The 19,630-nt window shown below is 29.9% G+C and carries 18 protein-coding genes and 1 other RNA gene; 10 read left to right on the top strand and 9 right to left on the bottom strand.

The genetic code is table 11. The annotated features are described in order from the left end of the window. The first annotated feature begins 17 nt into the window (after positions 1–17). The 5 genes from rpoD to rnpB all read left to right on the top strand — a co-directional run bounded on the left by rpoD (position 18) and on the right by rnpB (position 3,723). Entirely contained in the window at positions 18–1,127 is a 1,110-nt protein-coding gene (gene rpoD, locus D2A34_RS05760; RefSeq protein WP_079440794.1) for an RNA polymerase sigma factor RpoD, read from the top strand. A gap of 203 nt (positions 1,128–1,330) precedes the next feature. Next, the gene (locus D2A34_RS05765; protein WP_079440793.1) at positions 1,331–2,029 is read left to right on the top strand and encodes a tRNA (adenine(22)-N(1))-methyltransferase; all 699 of its coding nucleotides are present in this window, start codon (positions 1,331–1,333) and stop codon (positions 2,027–2,029) included. Positions 2,030–2,033: 4 nt separating this feature from the next. Next, positions 2,034–2,825 carry a Nif3-like dinuclear metal center hexameric protein gene (locus D2A34_RS05770; RefSeq protein WP_119366003.1) on the top strand — a complete coding sequence of 264 codons (792 nt, stop codon included), beginning with the start codon at positions 2,034–2,036 and terminating at the stop codon, positions 2,823–2,825. Between the two features lie 176 nt (positions 2,826–3,001). Next, on the top strand, positions 3,002–3,304 hold the full coding sequence (locus tag D2A34_RS05775; RefSeq protein WP_079440791.1) for a hypothetical protein: 303 nt from the start codon (positions 3,002–3,004) through the stop codon (positions 3,302–3,304). Positions 3,305–3,375: 71 nt separating this feature from the next. Next, positions 3,376–3,723, top strand: an RNA gene (rnpB, locus tag D2A34_RS05780) — RNase P RNA component class A. A gap of 44 nt (positions 3,724–3,767) precedes the next feature. On the opposite strand, the gene D2A34_RS27130 is transcribed toward rnpB, so the two are convergent. Both D2A34_RS27130 and D2A34_RS27635 read right to left on the bottom strand, forming a co-directional pair. Beyond that, complete coding sequence (locus D2A34_RS27130) at positions 3,768–4,100, bottom strand: tyrosine-type recombinase/integrase (protein WP_341467242.1); 333 nt, start codon at positions 4,098–4,100, stop codon at positions 3,768–3,770. Next, complete coding sequence (locus D2A34_RS27635) at positions 4,097–4,507, bottom strand: tyrosine-type recombinase/integrase (RefSeq protein WP_423243115.1); 411 nt, start codon at positions 4,505–4,507, stop codon at positions 4,097–4,099. The genes D2A34_RS27130 and D2A34_RS27635 overlap by 4 nt, the downstream gene beginning before the upstream one ends. Before the next feature lie 212 nt (positions 4,508–4,719). Between D2A34_RS27635 and D2A34_RS05790 the strand changes: the two genes are divergently transcribed. Next, positions 4,720–5,238, top strand: a complete 519-nt coding sequence (locus D2A34_RS05790) for a YcxB family protein (protein ID WP_119366004.1) — start codon at positions 4,720–4,722, stop codon at positions 5,236–5,238. A gap of 214 nt (positions 5,239–5,452) precedes the next feature. Here the strand turns inward: D2A34_RS05790 and D2A34_RS05795 are convergent, their stop codons facing one another. Beyond that, complete coding sequence (locus D2A34_RS05795) at positions 5,453–5,743, bottom strand: tyrosine-type recombinase/integrase (RefSeq protein ID WP_242966114.1); 291 nt, start codon at positions 5,741–5,743, stop codon at positions 5,453–5,455. Positions 5,744–6,093: 350 nt separating this feature from the next. Next, complete coding sequence (gene pdxR / locus D2A34_RS05800; RefSeq protein ID WP_079440788.1) at positions 6,094–7,518, bottom strand: MocR-like pyridoxine biosynthesis transcription factor PdxR; 1,425 nt, start codon at positions 7,516–7,518, stop codon at positions 6,094–6,096. 173 nt (positions 7,519–7,691) lie between these two features. Here pdxR and D2A34_RS05805 point away from each other — a divergent pair, with 173 nt between their 5' ends. From D2A34_RS05805 to D2A34_RS05825, 4 genes are all read left to right on the top strand, one after another. After that, the gene (locus D2A34_RS05805) at positions 7,692–8,063 is read left to right on the top strand and encodes a pyridoxamine 5'-phosphate oxidase family protein (RefSeq protein ID WP_079440787.1); all 372 of its coding nucleotides are present in this window, start codon (positions 7,692–7,694) and stop codon (positions 8,061–8,063) included. A gap of 206 nt (positions 8,064–8,269) precedes the next feature. Next, a complete protein-coding gene (locus D2A34_RS05810; RefSeq protein WP_119366005.1) occupies positions 8,270–9,736 on the top strand; it encodes an MFS transporter in 1,467 nt (488 codons plus the stop codon). Positions 9,737–10,269: 533 nt separating this feature from the next. After that, positions 10,270–10,707 carry a GNAT family N-acetyltransferase gene (locus D2A34_RS05820; RefSeq protein ID WP_079440785.1) on the top strand — a complete coding sequence of 146 codons (438 nt, stop codon included), beginning with the start codon at positions 10,270–10,272 and terminating at the stop codon, positions 10,705–10,707. Positions 10,708–11,068: 361 nt separating this feature from the next. Further along, positions 11,069–11,719 carry a putative DNA binding domain-containing protein gene (locus D2A34_RS05825; protein WP_147357735.1) on the top strand — a complete coding sequence of 217 codons (651 nt, stop codon included), beginning with the start codon at positions 11,069–11,071 and terminating at the stop codon, positions 11,717–11,719. Positions 11,720–12,456: 737 nt separating this feature from the next. On the opposite strand, the gene allB (D2A34_RS05835) is transcribed toward D2A34_RS05825, so the two are convergent. The 5 genes from allB (D2A34_RS05835) to D2A34_RS05855 form a co-directional block, all read right to left on the bottom strand. Further along, positions 12,457–13,812 (bottom strand): allantoinase AllB, encoded by a 1,356-nt coding sequence (gene allB / locus D2A34_RS05835; protein WP_119366007.1) that lies wholly within the window; start codon positions 13,810–13,812, stop codon positions 12,457–12,459. Positions 13,813–13,900: 88 nt separating this feature from the next. After that, complete coding sequence (locus tag D2A34_RS05840; RefSeq protein ID WP_119366008.1) at positions 13,901–14,980, bottom strand: ABC transporter substrate-binding protein; 1,080 nt, start codon at positions 14,978–14,980, stop codon at positions 13,901–13,903. Positions 14,981–15,059: 79 nt separating this feature from the next. Further along, positions 15,060–16,427: an allantoinase AllB gene (allB, locus tag D2A34_RS05845; protein ID WP_119366009.1), complete on the bottom strand. Its 1,368-nt coding sequence runs from the start codon at positions 16,425–16,427 to the stop codon at positions 15,060–15,062. A gap of 89 nt (positions 16,428–16,516) precedes the next feature. After that, on the bottom strand, positions 16,517–17,569 hold the full coding sequence (locus tag D2A34_RS05850; protein ID WP_119366010.1) for an ABC transporter substrate-binding protein: 1,053 nt from the start codon (positions 17,567–17,569) through the stop codon (positions 16,517–16,519). A 249-nt stretch (positions 17,570–17,818) separates the two neighbouring features. Continuing rightward, positions 17,819–19,447 carry a PucR family transcriptional regulator gene (locus D2A34_RS05855; RefSeq protein ID WP_119366011.1) on the bottom strand — a complete coding sequence of 543 codons (1,629 nt, stop codon included), beginning with the start codon at positions 19,445–19,447 and terminating at the stop codon, positions 17,819–17,821. Positions 19,448–19,630: the final 183 nt, after the last annotated feature.

Genomic DNA, 19,630 nt, shown 5'->3' on the forward strand with positions numbered 1-19,630 from the left:
AAGGAGGCAATAATAATATGGAACAAAAAGCGAATGGAAAAGTTGTAAAGCCAAAAGATGATAAAAAAGATAAGAATGCTAAAATGGTGGCCGTAAAGGAATTAATTGATAAAGGTAAGAAGAATGGTTCGTTAACATATAAAGAAATTATGGAAGCAATGGATCATATTGATTTAACTCCAGAACAAATAGAAAAAATATATGAAGTTTTAGAGATGACAGGTGTCGAAATTATAGGCGAACCAGTTGATAATACTGTTGAAGAAGAAGAACTAGATTTATCAGTTCCGGAAGGTATCGCCATAGATGATCCAGTTCGAATGTATTTAAAAGAGATTGGTAAAGTACCTTTATTGTCTTCTGAACAAGAGATGGTTTATGCTAGAGAAATAGAAGAAGGAAATCAAAAGGCTAAGAAAAAATTAGCAGAAGCAAATTTAAGACTAGTTGTAAGTATAGCTAAAAGATATGTTGGAAGAGGAATGTTATTCCTAGACCTAATTCAAGAAGGAAATTTAGGACTTATAAAAGCAGTTGAAAAATTTGATTATAGAAAAGGATTCAAGTTTTCAACTTATGCAACATGGTGGATTAGGCAAGCAATAACAAGAGCTATTGCAGACCAGGCTAGAACAATAAGAATTCCAGTTCATATGGTTGAAACTATAAATAAACTTATAAGAGTGCAAAGACAATTATTACAAGAGCTTGGTAGAGATCCATTCCCAGAAGAAATTTCAAAAGTTATGGAGTTACCAGTAGATAAGGTTCGTGAAATCCAAAAGATTGCACAAGAGCCAGTTTCATTAGAAACTCCAATTGGTGAGGAAGAAGATTCACATTTAGGTGACTTTATTCCAGATGATGAAGCACCAGCACCAGCAGAAGCTGCTGCATTTACAATGCTTAAAGAACAATTAATAAATGTTTTAGATACATTAACTCCAAGAGAAGAAAAAGTATTAAGATTAAGATTTGGTCTTGATGATGGAAGAGCAAGAACTCTTGAAGAAGTAGGTAAAGAGTTTAATGTTACTAGAGAAAGAATTAGACAAATTGAAGCAAAAGCTTTAAGAAAATTAAGACACCCATCAAGAAGTAAGAAATTAAAAGATTATCTAGATTAATAGCGAAGCACCTATATTTAGGTGCTTCTTTTAAGTGAGGATCTAAATCTTTGATTTAGTTATCCGAACTTAGTTAAATCACGTATGTGATTTAACCTCCTTAAAAAGAGATTTAGTTAGCTGAACTTACTCTGTGAGTAAGTGATAAGTGAGAGTCCGAATCTCTGATTTAACTTCCTTAAAAAATAGAAAAGAGGTCAATAATGGAATTAAGTAAAAGATTAAACTGGATTATAGAAAAACTTGATAATGCTAAGGTTATAATGGATGTTGGAACAGATCATGGATACATACCAATATATTTAGTTAGGAATGGTATAGCTGAAAAAGTTATCGCATCAGATATAAATAAAGACCCGTTAAAGAAAGCACAAATTAACGCAGCATTAGATGGTGTATCAGATAAGATAGATTTAAGATTAGGTGGTGGATTAGCACCATTAAAAAATAGAGAAGCAGAGGCTGTAATTATTGCTGGAATGGGTGGGAATTTAATTAGAGATATATTGGAAGCGGATTTTAATAAAGTCAAAAATTTGAAATATCTTATACTTCAGCCGGCTCAAAATCCTGAAGTTTTAAGGGAGTATTTATATAGTAGCGATTACGAAATCTTAGATGAAGATTTATGTTTAGATGAAGGTAAGTATTATGAATTATTTAAAGTAAGACATAAAAGTGGCGATTATATAAAGTTAGAAAGTATATTTTATGAAATAAGTCCTACTATGTTAAGTAAGAAAGTGCCTTTATTAAAATCGTATATAGAAAGTAAAATTGATAAAAATAAAAAAGTAATTAATTTTATCGTGGATGATACTGATCACGCAAAAGAGAGAAAAAATGAACTGAAAAAGAAAAATGAAAGATTAGAAAGTCTTTTAAAAAGTGTTAGGTGGTGATCTTATGATCAGAGTAATGGATATTGGAATGGAAATCGAAAGACTTGCTCCTAAATTTTTAGCGGAAAGTTATGATAATGTTGGATTAATGGTTGGTGATGAACTTAAGGAAGTAAAAAAGGTTCTTCTAGCTCTTGATTGTACAAAGGAAGTAATTAAAGAAGCAGTAGAAAATAAGAGTGATTTAATTATAACACATCACCCATTAATTTTTAGAAAGCCTAAAAGTATAATTAAAGGTGAGCTTTTAGGAGATAAAGTGATAGAATTAATCAAAGAAGATATTGCACTATACTCATGTCATACTAATCTAGATAGCGTTAAAGGCGGGATTAATGAAACGTTAGTTAAGATGCTCGGATTTAACTCTGATGAAATAATCGAACCGTGTGAGAATAGTAATTATAAAGATAGTGGAATTGGAAGAATTGTAAGATTACAAAACGAAACTACTTTAAATGATATAATTAACATTGTTAAGAAAAATTTAAATATAAAAAATATGAGGATTGTTAGAGGGAATGATAAAATAAAAGCACTAGCAATTATAAATGGCAGCGGTCAGGATTATTTTAGTAAAGCAAAAGCTTTAGGTGCGGATTGTATAATAACAGGGGATACAACTTATCATTATGCATCTGATTTTAAAGAGATGGGAATAAGTATAATTGATGCTGGACATTTTGCAACTGAATATCTTATATTTTTAAAGACATTGGATTTTTTAAGAGAAAAATTTAAGGATGTTGAATTCACTGTTTCAAAGAAATGTGAAGATCCATATGAATTTGTTTAAGGCACATGACTTGTTATTTTTTTGATTGTGCCAATATATACAAGCATATATTTTACTATGAAATTAATACTTTTAGTTTCATAGTATTTTTTTGGGAAAATATTAAGAGAATTAATTAACTAATTTGAGAGATGGTTGCATATAATGATATTGTAATAATAATTTAGCGGTGGATTATGAGTAGAGACGATGATTATAATGATAAGGCTGGAGGAGATTTGAAAAAAGATTTTAAAAATATGTTCAAACATAGTAAGAGGGCAATACAAGATTTTTTTAGAGGCGGAAGCAGAAGAAAGAAATTTGGTGGAATAAATGGATGCTTTCCTTTCTTTCCTAATAAAAATCCTCTTTTAATGTTATTATATCCTAAGTTGATAGTAGCTGGAGTAATACTTTTGACATTATTATTTTGCGGAGTCAGTATATATGGCATAATAATACTATTGCTATTAATAATAATATTTATTTTAATATAATTCTTAATGAAATTTAAATTAATTTAAAAAATATTTGCATATTAGTATAAGGTGTGTTAATATAGATTTTGCGAGTGAGACGTGCAATCGCTGCTAGACTTAGATCTAGGAGAGGAAAGTCCGAGCTCCATAGGGCAGGGTGCTGGATAACGTCCAGTCAAGGCGACTTGAAGGAAAGTGCAACAGAGATATACCGCCTAAGTTTTACTTAGGTAAGGGTGGAAAGGTGATGGTAAGAGCTCACCAGCGTGATGGAGACTTCACGGCTATGTAAACCCCACTTGGAGCAAGACCGAATAGAGAGGCATTAAGGGGCTGCCCGTCCCGCCTCCGGGTGCGTCGCTTGAGCTTACTGGCAACGGTAAGCCTAGATAGATGATTGCTTAATACAGAACTCGGCTTATGGCTTATCTCGCAACAAGTAATTGCAAGGATTTGAGGAATACCAAGTTGGTATTTTCCCTTAACTTTCCCTTGCTTTTTTTGCGTACAAAACATTTGATAAAACATCTGTAGCTTCAGTATTCATTTCTTTTGTTACGTGAGTATAAATATCTGATGTTGTCTGCATTATGGAATGGCCTAAACGTTCTTGTATTATTTTCATTGATACCTTATTCTTCAAAAGTATGGTTGCATTACTGTGTCTTAGATCATGCCAGCGAATATTTTTTTCTATGCCGCAATATTTACATAATCTTTTTATTCTTTGGAGAAATCTAGATGGTATTATAAATTTCCCGTTTTCTTGAACTAATAGAATGTTTGGAGATATATCTTCAAATATATTTTTTATATAAAATTCTCAATATTGAATTTTTTTAGTTTTAATAATTTTTTATGATTTTCTATTTTAATATATAATAATTCACTTATTTGTAAGGTCCTATAAAATGATTCTGTCTTTAATTTTTGAGATAATACATAACTATTTTTTACTCTGATTAACGCTTGACGAACTTTTAAGGTCTGCTTTTTAGTATCAATATGTTTATCTATATCCAATCCGCACAATTCACCACGTCTTAACCATGTTTCTGCTGTAATATCCAATGCTAGTCTAAAAATATAATCTTCATATGAATCTGAATTTACTCTTTGATATATAAGCTTTAGTTCTTCAATTGTAAGTACATTTGCTTTAAATTTCGCTCTTTTAGGTGTGTCTACGAATCTGCAAGGATTGCTATTTAATAAACGTATTCATTTTCAAAAATTTCTGAAAAGCCTAGATTTGGTTCAAATCTGATGTAATATTTTCCTATCCAATGGTTACCGTCTATCACTATTCGAATATACTGTAGGCTATTGCCCTACTTTGATAATATACCAATAAATAAGAAATTGTTAATACATTGCTTAAACTATTAAATTTGGATTATAATGTATTTAATATTGATTTTTGGGAGGAATTTATGAAAGTATCATTTAATTTAACTAAAAAAGATTGTTTTAATTTAAATTTCTATATTTTAAAGAGATATTTTTTACTAAACTTTCTTGTATTAATTGTAGTTAGTTTTATTTTAGGAATTATTACAAAAAGGTTTTCTTTCGATTTCATCGTTGGCTCTATTATTTATTCAATTGTAATAGCGTTTATTTTTTTTCTTATATTATTATTTATTGTTCTTTTTAGAATATGTTTTAGTTCAAGCTATAAAGTGGGTGTATTGTGTGAACATGTTATAGAAATAGATGATGAAGGTTTTACGGAATCCACTTCAGTAAACCGAGATTTTTGTGTATGGAGTTCGATATATAAGGTTAAACAAAATAAAAAATATATTTTTATCTTTATTAGTAAATATAAATGTCATGCTATACCTAAAAATTCTTTTAATTCCTTTGGTGCGCTAAATTACTTTTACGGTAGTTTAGTTAGTTTTTGGAATAAAAATAAATTGAATAAAAAAATAGATATAACATGCTAATTCTTATTCGTACTGTTTGGACCTTCTATTTATAAGAAAGAACCTCTATGAATTATAGAAGTTCTTTTTGCACACGCTTTGCCCACAAGGAGTAAATTTTAATAAGTTATAATCAGTTATTATAAGTCTTTTTTGTTTCTTTAGGTCTTGTTTTTACCATGTTTTTCGTTATAATAAATCATTATAAATTACTATTAGGTGTAATATATTTTGACTACAGAACTCTGATTATGGCATATCTCGCATCAGTAAAATAGCTACTTTGGAAATGATGGAATGAAAAACTTCCATTATTCTTCCACTGGATATTTTTTTTGTTTTGAGACAGTAAAGAAGATATCTTTTTACTAGCAGATTTCTGCATTTCCATTGTGGCATGAAAATATATGTTTAGTGTTGTACTAATATCTGAATGACCTAAACGTGATTGAATAACTTTATAGTCAGTTCCTTCTCCTAAAAGTTGAGTGGCATTTGTATGCCTTTTTTTCGTAAATTGGATCACCCGATTTATCCACATATCTTTGTACTTCAATGCATTGAAGGTAAAATTAGTATATTTGAATTGCCTGTTACAGAGGTTATTAAATCAAAGAAAATTATCATAAAAGAATAAAATAAAGAAAATATTCTTAGGAATCATTGATCACAAGGACGTTTTCTTTATTTTATTCCTTAATGTTATTTATTAAATTCATCTATATAAAGTGTGCTTATTTTTAAAGATTTAATAATCAGCCCAATATCTCATTTAGGAAATATTTTATGCAAGCTAAAAAATGAGCTATCGCTAATGGATTTTAATCCGCTAATGCGACAGCTCTTATAATGTCTATTTTGATTTTTTAATAGGATTTACTTACTAAACCATGCTTTACTAAGTAAATTAATACCTTCAGCAATCTCACTCTCAGTCATTCCACCAAAACCAAGAAAAACCATATTATTAGAATATTTATCCTTTCGTAACCAATATGTAGATACAGGAGAGACTATAACACCATATTCTTTAGCTTTTTCTATTATCTCTTCTTCAGATAATCCATTATTTAATTCTAGCAAGATATGCAAGCCTGCATTTTTACCATGAATAATAACATTGTCTCCCATAAATTTATGAATAGAGTGGATTAACATATCATGTCTTCTTTTATTTAGAAGAGATATTTTACGCAGATGACTATCCCAATGTCCTAAATGCATAAACTGTTGAATTATTTTTTGCTCAACTATTGGAACTGAGGTTTGGTAGCTACTAAAAAAATTATCATATATTTCTAGTAATGATTTTGGTAATACCATATAATTCAATCGCAAGCTTGGGGATAAAGACTTTGAAAAAGTACCAATATATATAACACAACATTTTGAATCAATACCTTGTATTGAAGGTATTGGCCTTGAATTGTAACGAAGTTCACTATCATAATCATCTTCAATTATAATTCCATTTTCTTTTCTTGCCCAATCTAATAATTGTAATCTTTTTTGAATTGGCATCACTGATCCAGTCGGAAATTGATGTGAGGGGGTTACATATACTATCTTCGTGGAGCTATTTTCTAATTCAGTAATATTTATTCCATCCTTGTCTAAGCTAATTGGAACAACATCATACCCGTTATTGTCAAAAATTTTTCTTGCACCAATGTAGCCAGGATCTTCCAAAGCTACTTTAGAAAAATTGTTTCTGAACATCTGGCATAGTAAACTTAAACACTGCTCAAAGCCCGAAGTAATAATAACCTGTTCTGAGGTACAGTAGACACCCCTTGACTTATTTAAATAATCCATTATTTCTATTCGTAATTCTTTTTCGCCTTTACTACCAGTATAAGATGTCATAACCTCAGCATCTATAGAGGCCAAGCATTTATTTGATATCCTCCTCCATAAGCGCAAAGGAAAATCAGAAGCATTTAACTTTCCATATTTGAAATTATACTTATAATTATTATCAGAATTCATCTTAGGTAAAGTAGTTTTTTTATATTTTTCAATATTGACAGAGTTATCTCTCTTTAACTTAGTGATTAGCATACTATCTAGTTTCTCAACTATGAATCCGCTGCCTGCTTTACTTGTGATATATCCTTCAGAAGAAAGTTGTAGATAAGCACTTTCTACTGTATTTCTACTGACATTTAATGTTGTTGCAAGCGTTCGTGTTGAATATAGCTTACTGCCTTCCAAAAGCTGTCCTGAAATTATCTCTTCTTTTAACTGCTCATAAATTTGCAAATATAGTGGAACACTTGAATCGTTATCTAGAACAATCATTTTTTAAAACACTCCCCTTATGAACTGTATCCTATAAAATAAAATGAATTGGCACTTTTGATGAGTACACATTGATTGTATAATTGTTTTATAGAAAAGTCAATGTGCACAAATTAAGACTTTTTAAAATATTAAAATAATTAAATTTGTAGAATTACAGAGGAGGAATTTAAATGTTAAATGAAAAATTGCTTGAAGTTATATCACATGAAGGTGTAGTAGCTATAGTATCTTGTAGTAACAATGAGGCGCATGTAGTTAATACTTGGCATTCATTTCTTAGTGTTACTGAAGATGGTAGGATATTATTACCTGCAGGAGGCATGAGAACAACTCAAAAAAACATAGAAGCAAATAATAAAGTTAAAGTTACTTTAGGTAGCAAAGAGGTTATGGGACATCAAAATCCAGGAGCAGGATTTTTAATTGAAGGAACTGCAAAATTCCTTGTAGAGGGTCCAGATTTTGATATGGTGAAGAATAAATTTCCTTTTTTAAGTAGAGTATTAGAAATAACTGTTGCATCTGCTAAGCAAACATTATAGTTATAATATAACTCGATTTTTGAAAAGAGTACTTTATATTAGTGAAAGAACTAAAAAAGTGCTCTTTTATGTTATTCATTTTTAATATTTTTAACTTAATTAGGGTAGTAGGAGTATCTGTGTCATGCACTTAAAAGAAAATATTGTTGAAAACCTAAACTAGATTATAATAAAAAGAAAGCTATACAAGGAGGAATTCTTTGAATATGAATAAGAAAGGAATTTTGATTGTAACACTGGCGTTACTGTTGTCAAATGCGATGGCTGGATTAGATGGAACAATTGTAAACACCGCATTGCCTGCAATTATAAGTGATTTACATGGAATTCAATACATGGGGTGGATAGTAGCCGTTTTCTTATTGGGAATGGCAGTAGTAACACCATTATGGAGTAAATTAGGGGAAAGGATTGGAAATAGAAGAACCTATCAGATAGCTACATTATTATTTGCTGTTGGTTCAATATTTCAGGCATTATCAAGTGATATTATATTGTTCTTGATTGCAAGAACTATCATGGGAATAGGGGCAGGTGGAATGAACACTATCCCATTTATAATTTATGCAGATTTGTATAAAGATTTAAAAAAGAGAGCTAAGGTTGTTGGATATGCCACAGCAAGCTTTAGTGCGGCTGCGATTATTGGGCCATTAATTGGGGGCTGGATAGTAGATACTTTTAGTTGGCATTGGGTATTTTATATTAATGTACCAATTGCATTAATTTCAATATTAAGTGTTCAATTTTTCTTTAAAGAGACTAAAAGAATTTCTAATGGTGAAAAAATAGATTATCTAGGTGCTGGCATTATGGTAATTAGTTTGGTGACACTTTTAACAGGAATTCAAATGATAGAAACAGCATCGCTAAGTTTGGTTAGTATTTTAATTATTATCGGTCTAATTTTATTGATAGTTTTATTTAAAGTAGAAGAAAAAGCAGCAGATCCTATTATTCCTAATAGGCTTTTTAAAAATGGTCCATTAGTAGTTGATTTCATATTATTTGCTCTTTTATGGGGAGCATTTGTTGCATTTAATATATACATACCAATGTGGGCACAAGGCTTATTAGGAGTAAGTGCTTTAATTGGAGGAGTTACGCAGATTCCAGGTTCTTTTACAAACTTTGCGGGTTCAATAGTTGGACCAGCTATACAGCCAGCATTTGGCAAATATAGAACAGTAGCTTTAGGAACCTTAGCCTTTATAATTTCTTTTAGTATTATGGTATCTGCTGGAATAGTAATACCAATGTGGGTTTTGCTAGTATCGGGAGCATTTGAAGGCTTTGGTTTAGGGTTAAGTTTTAGTATTTTACAAATTAGTGTACAACAGGATGCGGAAAAACGAGATATTCCAATTGCAACATCTTTTGCATATTTATTGCGTATTTTGAGTCAGACATTTATGTCATCAATATATGGAGTAATTTTAAATAATGCTTTAAATAAAGGTGTTGCTGACACTCATGGAGAAGTTACTATTGCGATGTTAAATAAACTAAGTGATTCACAAAGCTCAGGGGATTTGCCTAAAGATTTAATACCGCTTATAAAACAGATTATGTATGGCGGACTTCATAATATAATGATAGTGGCACTTGTATTGTTAATAGTTGCTCTAATTTTTAATATTGGGCTGCAATTAAAGATCAAAAAAAGCAGTTAAGTTATTTACATCAAAAGTCGTTTCGATATTCTATTAATAAATGATGACATTGAAGGCGAAAAGTTAGTAATTCCTGATTTATCAGTAATATGTAATAAAAGTGGTTTTACAGATAATAAGTATATAGGAGTACCAATCCTAATAATAGAGATATTAAGCCCATCAAATAGCTAAATCTACACGCCTTCTTCCTTGTAATAGGGATATTATGTTTATGACAGATAAGGTGTTAATAGTGAATAAGAAGCTTCATTTAATGAAGATAGTGCTGCAGATGCATATAAAAGAACTGTTTTTAATTTAGACATGGCAAGGAAGTTTTATCGTTCCCTTTATATTTTTGGTTTTTTATATTCATAAAGTTAAACATAAAGTGGAGTATTTTTATTACCATCTAAAATAGGTATTATTTCAGACATTCCTATAACCTCCTGCAACTGGTACCGTAAAAAATATAGAAATTGATACTTTTAATGATAGCAGATTGAAATTATAATTTAAGTATCGAAATTAAATAAATGGAGGAATAAAAAATGACCGAGGACTTAATAACAATTAAAGAATTAACAGAAGAAGAGCAGTGGAAAGATGCTTTTTTAGTAATGAAACAATTACTAACTGATTTAGATAAGAAAAAATATTTACAACTTATAAAAGAGATGTACACGGAAGGATATAAAATGTTTGCCCTATTTGAAAAAGGGAAAATTGTTGCAGTTACAGGTGTAATCCAGCTTACAAACTTATATTATGGAAAACATATCTGGGTTCATGACTTAATCACCGATGAAAGTAAAAGGTCAAAAGGATATGGAGAAAAACTTTTATTACATATACAAACTTGGGGTAAGGAAAATGGATGTGGGATAGTAGTACTTTCTTCTGGCTTCGAAAGAGCTGATGCACATAGATTTTATGAAAATAAGATGGCATATACTAAATCAAGTTATGTTTTTAGAAGACAAGTCTAAGAATTACTTGTCTTAGTCTATAATAAAGATACTGTATAGTAGAATTTTGATTTGTAATATTCTTAAAAGATGTAATAGAAATATAAAGTGATGATTATAGAATTTTATTAAGTATAATTAAGAGGCAATCATGAAATTAAATTATATGGTATTTTCATTTTTATATTAGGAATAGGCAAAAGTAAATAATAAAGTGCCATATTGCTGACATAATAAACATGTAATATATGAATATAGAGTAGTTAAAGCACTATTTCCCCTTATTAAATAAATATTAACCAATATGTAGAATGGTCTACTGCACCATAGTAGATCATTCTTTTTTATTTTCCCTTGCTTTTTTAATGAAAATATTTTTAAGATGTTTAACTTGCTAGGCGTAGGTGAAAGAGCTGGCTCTGGTCTTGAAAATATCCACTTAGCATGGAGAGAGCAAAAATGGATAGTTCCAGATTTAGAAGAAACATATGATCCAGATAGAATTACATTAACTTTAAAAACAACATCAATATTGCCAAAAGAAAGTACTGAAAAACTTAAATCAGTCCTTAAAGAAAAATATTCGAAATTAAGTAAAGATGAAGTAATGGCTTTAGTAGCAGCAGAACAAGAGGAATGTGTAACTAATAATAGATTACAAGAGCTTTTAAATACTCATACATTAAATAGTAATAAAATACTATCTTCATTAGTAAATAAAGGATTCTTAGAAACAGATGGTGTTGGAAGGGGAACTAAATATCGCCTTTCTAGTATGTTTGATTTTAAAAATCCAAGTTCTATAGAAAATAAGAATGATGAAGTGGATTTTGAAGTTAAATTAGATGATGATGAAACTAAAATACTTAATTATATAATTAGCCATGGATTTATTACAAATTCACTTTGTAGATCAGAATTAGATTTAAAAAAGCATAAGAGTGTAAGAGTATTTAATAGCCTTATGAAAAAAGAAAAAATAGATAAAGTAGGAAGTGGAAATCAAATTAAGTATATCTTAAAACAGGAATAAAAATTTAAAAGCGACGAAGTGCAACGAAGAAATATAAACGTTAAATTATATGAATTTAGAGATTGAATTTCCTGAAAAATGAAAAATTCAATTAAACACCTGCATTTGTTTAAAAGTGCAGGTGTTTAATTGAAAGAATAGATAGTAGTGATGTAATTATTTTGGGAAAATAAAAGCATTTGGGTTACTAAAAAAATTAAAAGAGCTAGGAAAAATAAAAAAGTTGGTAAACGATTATTAACTATATATAATTGAATTATTTATAATTATATGTGCTTTTAATATGAATGTTATTGTTGAATTGTTGATATTACGTAACTTAAGAAATGGGTGGGATTTTATATCAATATACATTTAAGAGAATGGTAGGAAGAATTAAAACTTCCGACATTCTTCCTACCATCAGTAAAATATAATAAAATAGAATTTAATATGGTAAATTATACAATATAACTCAAAGCCAGTTATATCAGTAACTAGAGAGTATTGTAAGATACGATAAAGTACAATAAAATATACTAGAATTGGAAACAGAACTCGGCTTATGGCTTATCTCGCATATTGAAAATTTTTTTATTTTGGAGATTTCTACATTTCCACTGCGACACGAGAGTATATGTTTAGTGTTGTACTAATATCTGAATGACCTAAACGTGATTGAATAACTTTAATGTCAATTCCTTATTCGAAAAGAAAGAGTTGCATTTGTATGCCTCAAATCATGGAAGCTGACTTTTTTACAATTTTCGTTTTATTAATTGCCCATATGGAGTATTTTTAGTTATGCAACCATTTTCTGAAATGATTTTTCCACGTAATATAGTTAGAACAGGAAGTCCAGTTCCTTCTAAGCCAACAAAAGCAGATTGCTTATTTAAATATTTTAAACTGTCACATGTAATATTCCATTCTTTATTCGGATCTAGAAGAACTATATCAGCATCAGCACCTATTTTTAAAGAACCTTTTTTCTTATCTATTCCAAAGTGTTTTGCAGGATTAGTAGACATTACTTTAGATATTAGTGAAGGAGAAATTCCTTTTTTAACAACAAGGTAATCATACATAGTTTGTAGACCAGTTTGAATTCCACTGATGCCGCCCCAAGCATTAAAGATTCCCATATCTTCTGATTTTTCTTCAGGAGCACAAGGGGAATGGTCGCTTACTATCATATCAATAGTTCCATCACAAACATAATCTAATAATTTTTCTTTATCTTTAGAAGTTCGAAGCGGTGGAGCACATTTGAAAATAGCTCCTTTAGCAAGAAAGTTATTTTCATCGAAAATTAAATAATGTGGGCAAGTTTCAGCTGTGATTCTTACACCATCTATCTTTGCTTTTTTTATTTCTTCTGCTACAACAGGATGACTTACGTGGCATATATGAACACGGCAATCTTGTTCTTTTGAAAGTTCTATAATATTCTTTACGGCTATAAGTTCTGCGACTACAGGGCGTGAATTAAGAAAATCTCTACGACCTAGTCTACTTTCCTTAATGGCTTTATTTTGCTCGTAGGTGATAATATTGTAATCTTCGCAATGAAAGCTGGCTAAACCATCAAATTTTCTTATAATGGATAATGCAGTTCTAATTTCTCCTGTATTTAAAGGTGTGTAATCTGGGCTTACAGGGGCAAAAAAGCTTTTAAAAGCTACGGTACCACATGAATTTAATTCCTCGAGATTATTTAAATTATAAGTAACAAGGGCTCCATAAAAGCTGTAATCAATATATGCTTTTGAGGAAACGCAGGCTTCCTTTGATAGAAAGATATCTTTGCTATATAATGCAGGTTCATTTTGCATTGGCATATCTATAACAGTAGTAACACCACCAACTGCTGCTGCTCTTGTTCCATGATAAAAATCTTCACGAGTTGTAAAACCAGGTTCATTTAAATGCGCATGAGCATCAATTAGTCCAGGGAAAAGGTATTTACCAGTACCATCGATAATTATTTTTGAATTCAATTCACAATCATCAAATAAAATATCTATAATTTTACCGTCTTTTATTGCAAGACTTCCAAGTTTTATTTTTTCAGAAGTTACTAAATTAGCATTTTTAATAAGTATATCAAACATATTTACCACCCAATCATATATAATTTTAATAGACTGAAAGTGTAGATAAAATTATATATTAAAATATTTTATCTACACTTAATGTTTATTATTTAGCTGTTACTAATGAAGGATCTAATGAAGAAAGAATTTTAGTATCTGTATATTGAGAAAAATCAGGGACGCTGTTTATGTTTTTCATATCTAACATAAATTTAGCCATAGCATTTGTTCCAGAGACAAACTGGTCATCAAATTTCATAGAATAAACGTTATTTTTCATAATTCTTAGGCAATCTTTAGGATCAATATTAATTTCAGTAGCAATAATTTTTGCTGAATCCTCAGGATTTTCATTTATATACTTAGTTGCCTTATTTAAAGCTGATAAGAAACTTTTTAGCTCTTTAGGATGCTGATTATAGAAGCTTTCAGTGGCTTGGACTGTCATATAGAAGTCAATCCAATGAACATTTCCTTGTTTTTCTGGTAAATTTGAAGTTGTGCCGCTAAATAGTAACTTACCTCCTATAGCTTGTGCTTTACCAACCCATGGTTCCCATACAGCCATAGCATCAATATCACCTTTTTCCAAAGCAGATAATTGTTCTGATGCTTGTAAATTTACAAAATTAATTTTATTGATATCTACTCCTAGTTCATTACACATATTTCGGATTGCAATAAGTACTCCAGCTCCAGAAGTCATACCTATTTTTTTGCCTTCTAAATCTTTTGCAGAAGTTAGATTTAAACCAGGACGAGCAACAACACTTTGAGTACCGGCAGCATTAGCAAGTGGAGCAAGTACCTTTACCTTAACACCATTTGCAGCAACAGCGATATTGTTATAAATAGATCCAAAGCATATTGAAGCAGTACCGCTGGCAACAAGAGGCGCATTTTGATCAGGACCAGTCATTAATTTATTATTTACTTTTAATCCTTCTTCTTTAAAATACCCAAGCTTGTCTGCAATAATTTGTTGGGCAGATACTTGAGGATCTAGTTCACCGTATGCATCTACTTCAAATAATTTATCAGAGGAACTATCAGAACTAGCAGTCTCCTTAGACGATGTTGTAGTACTTGAAGTTGAAGAAGTACCGCAACCAAATAAACTTGTTGATATTATTGTAGTTAGAGTTAATATAGAGAACAGTTTTTTTAATAATTTACTTTTTTTCATATTAATCACTCCTAAATAAATTTTGAATATAACAGAAAAGGTATAAACATAGAATTTTTATGTTTACACCTTTGTAAAACTAAATATTAGATTTGATAGGTTTAATTAAATTTCCATAACCTGAATTTATAACTATGCTGCCATCTTTAGCAATTATTTTTCCACGTACTATTGTCAAAACAGGAGCACCTTTGCCCTCCAAACCAACAAAAGCTGAAATTTTATTTAAATATTTTAAACTATTTTCAGAAATTTTCCATGTTTCATTTTGATCAATAACAGTAAAATCTGCATCAAAACCAATTGAAATATCACCTTTTATGCCGTATATACCGAATATTTCAGCAGGACGTTTACTTAATGCTCTAGCCATTATGGAAGGGCTTAATTTATGATGATTTACTAATTGGTCGAAGAATATTTGGACAGTAGTTTGTACACCACTTAAACCACCCCAGGCACCAAATGCACCAAGATCATTTTCAGTTTTTTCTTCAATTGTGCCTGGTGAATGATCAGAGGAAATACAATCTAAAGTTCCATCACAGATATATTCCCACAGCCCCTCGCAAGCTTCCTTAGTTCTTAATGGAGGAGAACATTTAAATAACATCCCTTTATGTATTAAATCATCTCCAGTAAACATTAGGTAATGGGTGCATGTCTCTCCAGTAACTTTTATACCTTTTGCTTTTGCTTTCCTGATTTCCTCTGCAACAAGAGGATGAGAAACATGACATATATGAATTCTACTGCCAGTCTTTTCTGCAATAGCTATTACATTTTTAGTTGCAATTAATTCGGCTTCTAGCGGCCTGGAATCTAAATAATCCTTTGCAGAAATTCTACCTTCAGACAATTTTTCTTTTTGTAATTTTTGTATCATATCATAGTCTTCACAATGAAAACCAGCTAGACCGTTAAAGTTTTTTAATATTAATAAGGCTTTTTCAACTTCATATAAGTCTAAAGAAGTATAATCTTTACCCGCATCACAAATAAAACTTTTAAAAGCCAAAGCACCGGCTTCACTTAATTCATTAAGGTCCTCCATATTATAGTTTACAAGAGCACCCCAGAAACCATAGTCAATAAAAGCTTTCTTTTTTATTAAGTTATACTTATCCTCAAAAATATCTTTATTAGAAACAGGCGGTTTATTATTTAATGGCATATCTATAACTGTTGATATTCCACCTATGGCTGCAGCTTCAGTACCATGACTAAAATCTTCACGCAGGGTATAGCCAGGTTCATCGAAATGCACATGGCAATCGATGAAACCAGGAAATAGATATTTACCGTTTAAATCTAATATTTGCTTAGCATCTATTGTTTCATCAGTTAAAAAAATATCTTTGATTTTTCCATTACTAACAGCTACACTTCCAAAAGAAATATTATTACAAGTCACAATATTTGCATTTTTAATTAATAAATCATACATAATTAACATCCCTTATTGTAAAATTTTTGTTGTGATATAAAGACCAAATAATCTAATTGTGTAAATTGTATACGTCTTTATAATGAGAATTAACTGGCTGTTACAAGCTCTGGAACAGCATTTTTTAAAGGAGTAGGGTCACCATATGATTCAAACTTTGGAACAGAATTAATATTTCCCATTTCATGCATAAAGGCTGCCATTTCATTTGAAGAATCTATAAATGATTTATCAAATTTCATAGTATACACATTTTTTTTCATAATACTTAATACTTGTTTTTCATCAAGATTGATTTCAGGAGCTATTATCTTAGCAGATTCTTCTGGGTTTTTATTTATATAATCAGTTGCCTTTGATAGCGCTTTAAGTAATAATTCTACTTGTTTTGGATTATTTTTTAGAAAGTCTCCAGTAACTTGCAAAGTAGTATGGAAATTTAGCCACTCAACAGGACCAGTTTTTTCAGGTAAATAAGAATTCAATCCACTGAATAATAATTTTCCTCCTGTCTTTACTGCATTTGAAACCCATGGTTCCCAACAAGCCATCATATCAATGTCTCCACGTTCTAATGAAGAAATTTGATCAGAAGGTGATAGGATGACAAATTGAATTTTGTTTACATCGACACCTAAATCTTTGCACATATTACGTATAGCTATAAGTACACCAGCACCAGAAGCTATACCTATCTTTTTGCCTTCAATATCTTTGGCACTATTAATAGTTACATTTTTACTAGCTACTACACATTGTGTATCACCTATGTTAGCCATGGTTGCTAGCATCTTTACATCAACATTATTTGCAGCAAGAGCAATATCTGTATAGGTACTTTCGAAAGATACTTTAGCGCTGCCACCAGAAATTAAAGGTGAAATATCACCACCAGATTGCAATAATTTATTTGTTACTTTTAAACCTTCTTCTTCAAAAAATCCTTTTTTATCAGCTATAATCTGTTGTGCTGATATTTGAGGATCAACCACACCGTATGCCTCTATTTCAAACAGTTTCTTATCGTTAGCTGTAGAAGTTTGTGCCGTATTTGCAGAATTACCACAACCGTAAAGTGAAGTGGTAAGTATTGCAAAAGTAGTGAAGATAGTTAATAAATTTTTTAGCCTAAATTTTTTCATTTTAATTTCCCCCTCAATCATTTAGTAATTTATCAAGTGATGATATTGCTTAATTTAAATAAAAAAAGGCATAAATATAAATAGTTATTTATATTTACGCCGTTGTAAAAATCACGTGATTATTAATTTTTCATACTCAGTAAAATTTGTAGTAAATTTTACTATATTATTATTATAACAGTAATTTTTTGTATGATAATAGGCAAGTTGCATAAATAACGTATAAAAATATAACTATTTGCACAAAAGTTAATCTTTAAGAATTTCATACGCACAAATTCCGAGATATATGGAGAACATTCTATCATTATCTATAAAGTCACTATGCAGCAACTCTTTTATTTTATCTAATCTATGAATTAAAGTATTTCTATGCAAAAATAATTTCTTCGCAGTGTCTGTTGAATTAAATTTACTTTGATAATATATTCTTAATGTGTCAATAAGATTTGCATTATTGTTTTTATCAAATTCAATTAATGGGCTTATAGTATCCTCACATAGTTTTAGTAAATACGATTCAGGCAGAGTAGAAAGAAGATGATATTCTAGTTTATCAGTATAGCAGCAAATATGATCAGCATCGTTTTGATGTTTTTTTAAGTTTATACAATTTAGTGTATCTTTAAAAGTAGTACGTATAGAGTTTATTCCTGAATGACATCTACTTATCCCAATGTTTATGGTGCAACTTATACTATCACCTAACTTATTATAAAAATCGGAAATAATATTATAAGTATTATTTACAGCCCAAATGTTACTTTGTTCTGATTTATAAAATAGAAATAGGCTTAATATATTATTGTTTGCACATAAAAATAAACCGTGATGGTCACGAAATTTATTGGAAATTGCTTGTTGCAGGGTGGATATTATTTTATTTCTATGTTGATCACTGCCACAATTCTCCAAAACAAAGGAAACACATACACGTTTCTTTGTATAATCAAAATCATAAAAATTACATATTTCTAAAATGTCCTTTTCACTTCTTGCATTTTCAGATATCAAAAAATCAAAGAAAAAATTGTGGTAGGAGTTTGAAAAGCTCTTTGCTTTGTTAGATTGCGTTATTTCTAAAGAAATTATATTTTTAGCTTTCTCAAGCAGAAGTTTATCATATGAAGAAATATCATTATCGTCAATTAAGACACATACCAGGCCTGTAAAGTTTGGTAACGTCAGTACAAAAAAACGAAATACCTCATCATTTATTTTTAGCTTTCTATAAGCTGTATCGCTAATTTCAGTATGGCTAATATGAGAAGCAATTTCAGTAGGAGATATTTTGGGCAAATCTATTTCATTTATTAGATGTTTATAATCTAAGCTGAATACGGCGGAAAAGACATTATAATCACAATCTGTAATTATAATAGATTTATTTATAAAATGAGATAATTCATTAATCATAACATCAAGACCTTGATTTTCAAAAAATGCTGAGGAAAGTTTATTAATAATACTATATTGAAGTAGATCATTATTAAGTTCATTGGAGTATATTTTATTGTATATTAATTTGCTTATCTCAGAAAAGGAATAATAAAATGGGACTTCTACTAGTGGAAGACCGACTTTTTCTGCTTCTTCTATCATTATTTCAGGAATTGTTTCAAAAAAACGTTTGATTTTGATACCTAAGGCGCAGCAGCCAGTCTCTTTTAATTCTCTAATTATATTAATCTGTGCTTCTTTGCTATCCTTAAATATATAACCTGTTGTGAGCACTAACTCGTCCTTTTTTATCCAACGTATTACATCAGGATTATCTAATATATTTACGCTTGATAGGTGGTTATTAAGTTTATTCTTGCCCGCAACACATTTAAAATTATTTAATTCTGTACTATTTATTAACCATTCCAAAGTCATAAAATTACCTCCTTAATTTTTGAAAATAAAAAGCAATGGGGCCTTGTTTAGCACCATTGCTTGAAAAAATATTATCATATTTTAGCAATTGTGTCAAAAATAATGTGATATATGCACAACAAAATATATAAAAAATGTGCACATTACCATTGTAGATATTAATTTGATATATTAAACTAGAAT

Origin of the sequence: Clostridium chromiireducens, assembly GCF_003575225.1 — a bacterium.
In the GTDB taxonomy this organism is placed as follows: Bacteria; Bacillota; Clostridia; order Clostridiales; family Clostridiaceae; genus Clostridium; species Clostridium chromiireducens.

What these genes read in the sequence shown, in the direction of transcription:
- D2A34_RS05855 (WP_119366011.1), bottom strand. Translation starts at nt 19,447, where the DNA reads ATGACTTTGGAATGGTTAATAAATAGTACAGAATTAAATAATTTTAAA.
- D2A34_RS05820 (WP_079440785.1), top strand. Translation starts at nt 10,270, where the DNA reads ATGACCGAGGACTTAATAACAATTAAAGAATTAACAGAAGAAGAGCAG.
- D2A34_RS05825 (WP_147357735.1), top strand. Translation starts at nt 11,069, where the DNA reads ATGTTTAACTTGCTAGGCGTAGGTGAAAGAGCTGGCTCTGGTCTTGAA.
- rpoD (WP_079440794.1), top strand. Translation starts at nt 18, where the DNA reads ATGGAACAAAAAGCGAATGGAAAAGTTGTAAAGCCAAAAGATGATAAA.
- D2A34_RS05775 (WP_079440791.1), top strand. Translation starts at nt 3,002, where the DNA reads ATGAGTAGAGACGATGATTATAATGATAAGGCTGGAGGAGATTTGAAA.
- pdxR (WP_079440788.1), bottom strand. Translation starts at nt 7,518, where the DNA reads ATGATTGTTCTAGATAACGATTCAAGTGTTCCACTATATTTGCAAATT.
- D2A34_RS05790 (WP_119366004.1), top strand. Translation starts at nt 4,720, where the DNA reads ATGAAAGTATCATTTAATTTAACTAAAAAAGATTGTTTTAATTTAAAT.
- D2A34_RS05810 (WP_119366005.1), top strand. Translation starts at nt 8,270, where the DNA reads ATGAATAAGAAAGGAATTTTGATTGTAACACTGGCGTTACTGTTGTCA.
- allB (WP_119366007.1), bottom strand. Translation starts at nt 13,812, where the DNA reads ATGTTTGATATACTTATTAAAAATGCTAATTTAGTAACTTCTGAAAAA.
- D2A34_RS05770 (WP_119366003.1), top strand. Translation starts at nt 2,034, where the DNA reads ATGATCAGAGTAATGGATATTGGAATGGAAATCGAAAGACTTGCTCCT.
- D2A34_RS05850 (WP_119366010.1), bottom strand. Translation starts at nt 17,569, where the DNA reads ATGAAAAAATTTAGGCTAAAAAATTTATTAACTATCTTCACTACTTTT.
- D2A34_RS05840 (WP_119366008.1), bottom strand. Translation starts at nt 14,980, where the DNA reads ATGAAAAAAAGTAAATTATTAAAAAAACTGTTCTCTATATTAACTCTA.
- D2A34_RS05765 (WP_079440793.1), top strand. Translation starts at nt 1,331, where the DNA reads ATGGAATTAAGTAAAAGATTAAACTGGATTATAGAAAAACTTGATAAT.
- allB (WP_119366009.1), bottom strand. Translation starts at nt 16,427, where the DNA reads ATGTATGATTTATTAATTAAAAATGCAAATATTGTGACTTGTAATAAT.
- D2A34_RS05805 (WP_079440787.1), top strand. Translation starts at nt 7,692, where the DNA reads ATGTTAAATGAAAAATTGCTTGAAGTTATATCACATGAAGGTGTAGTA.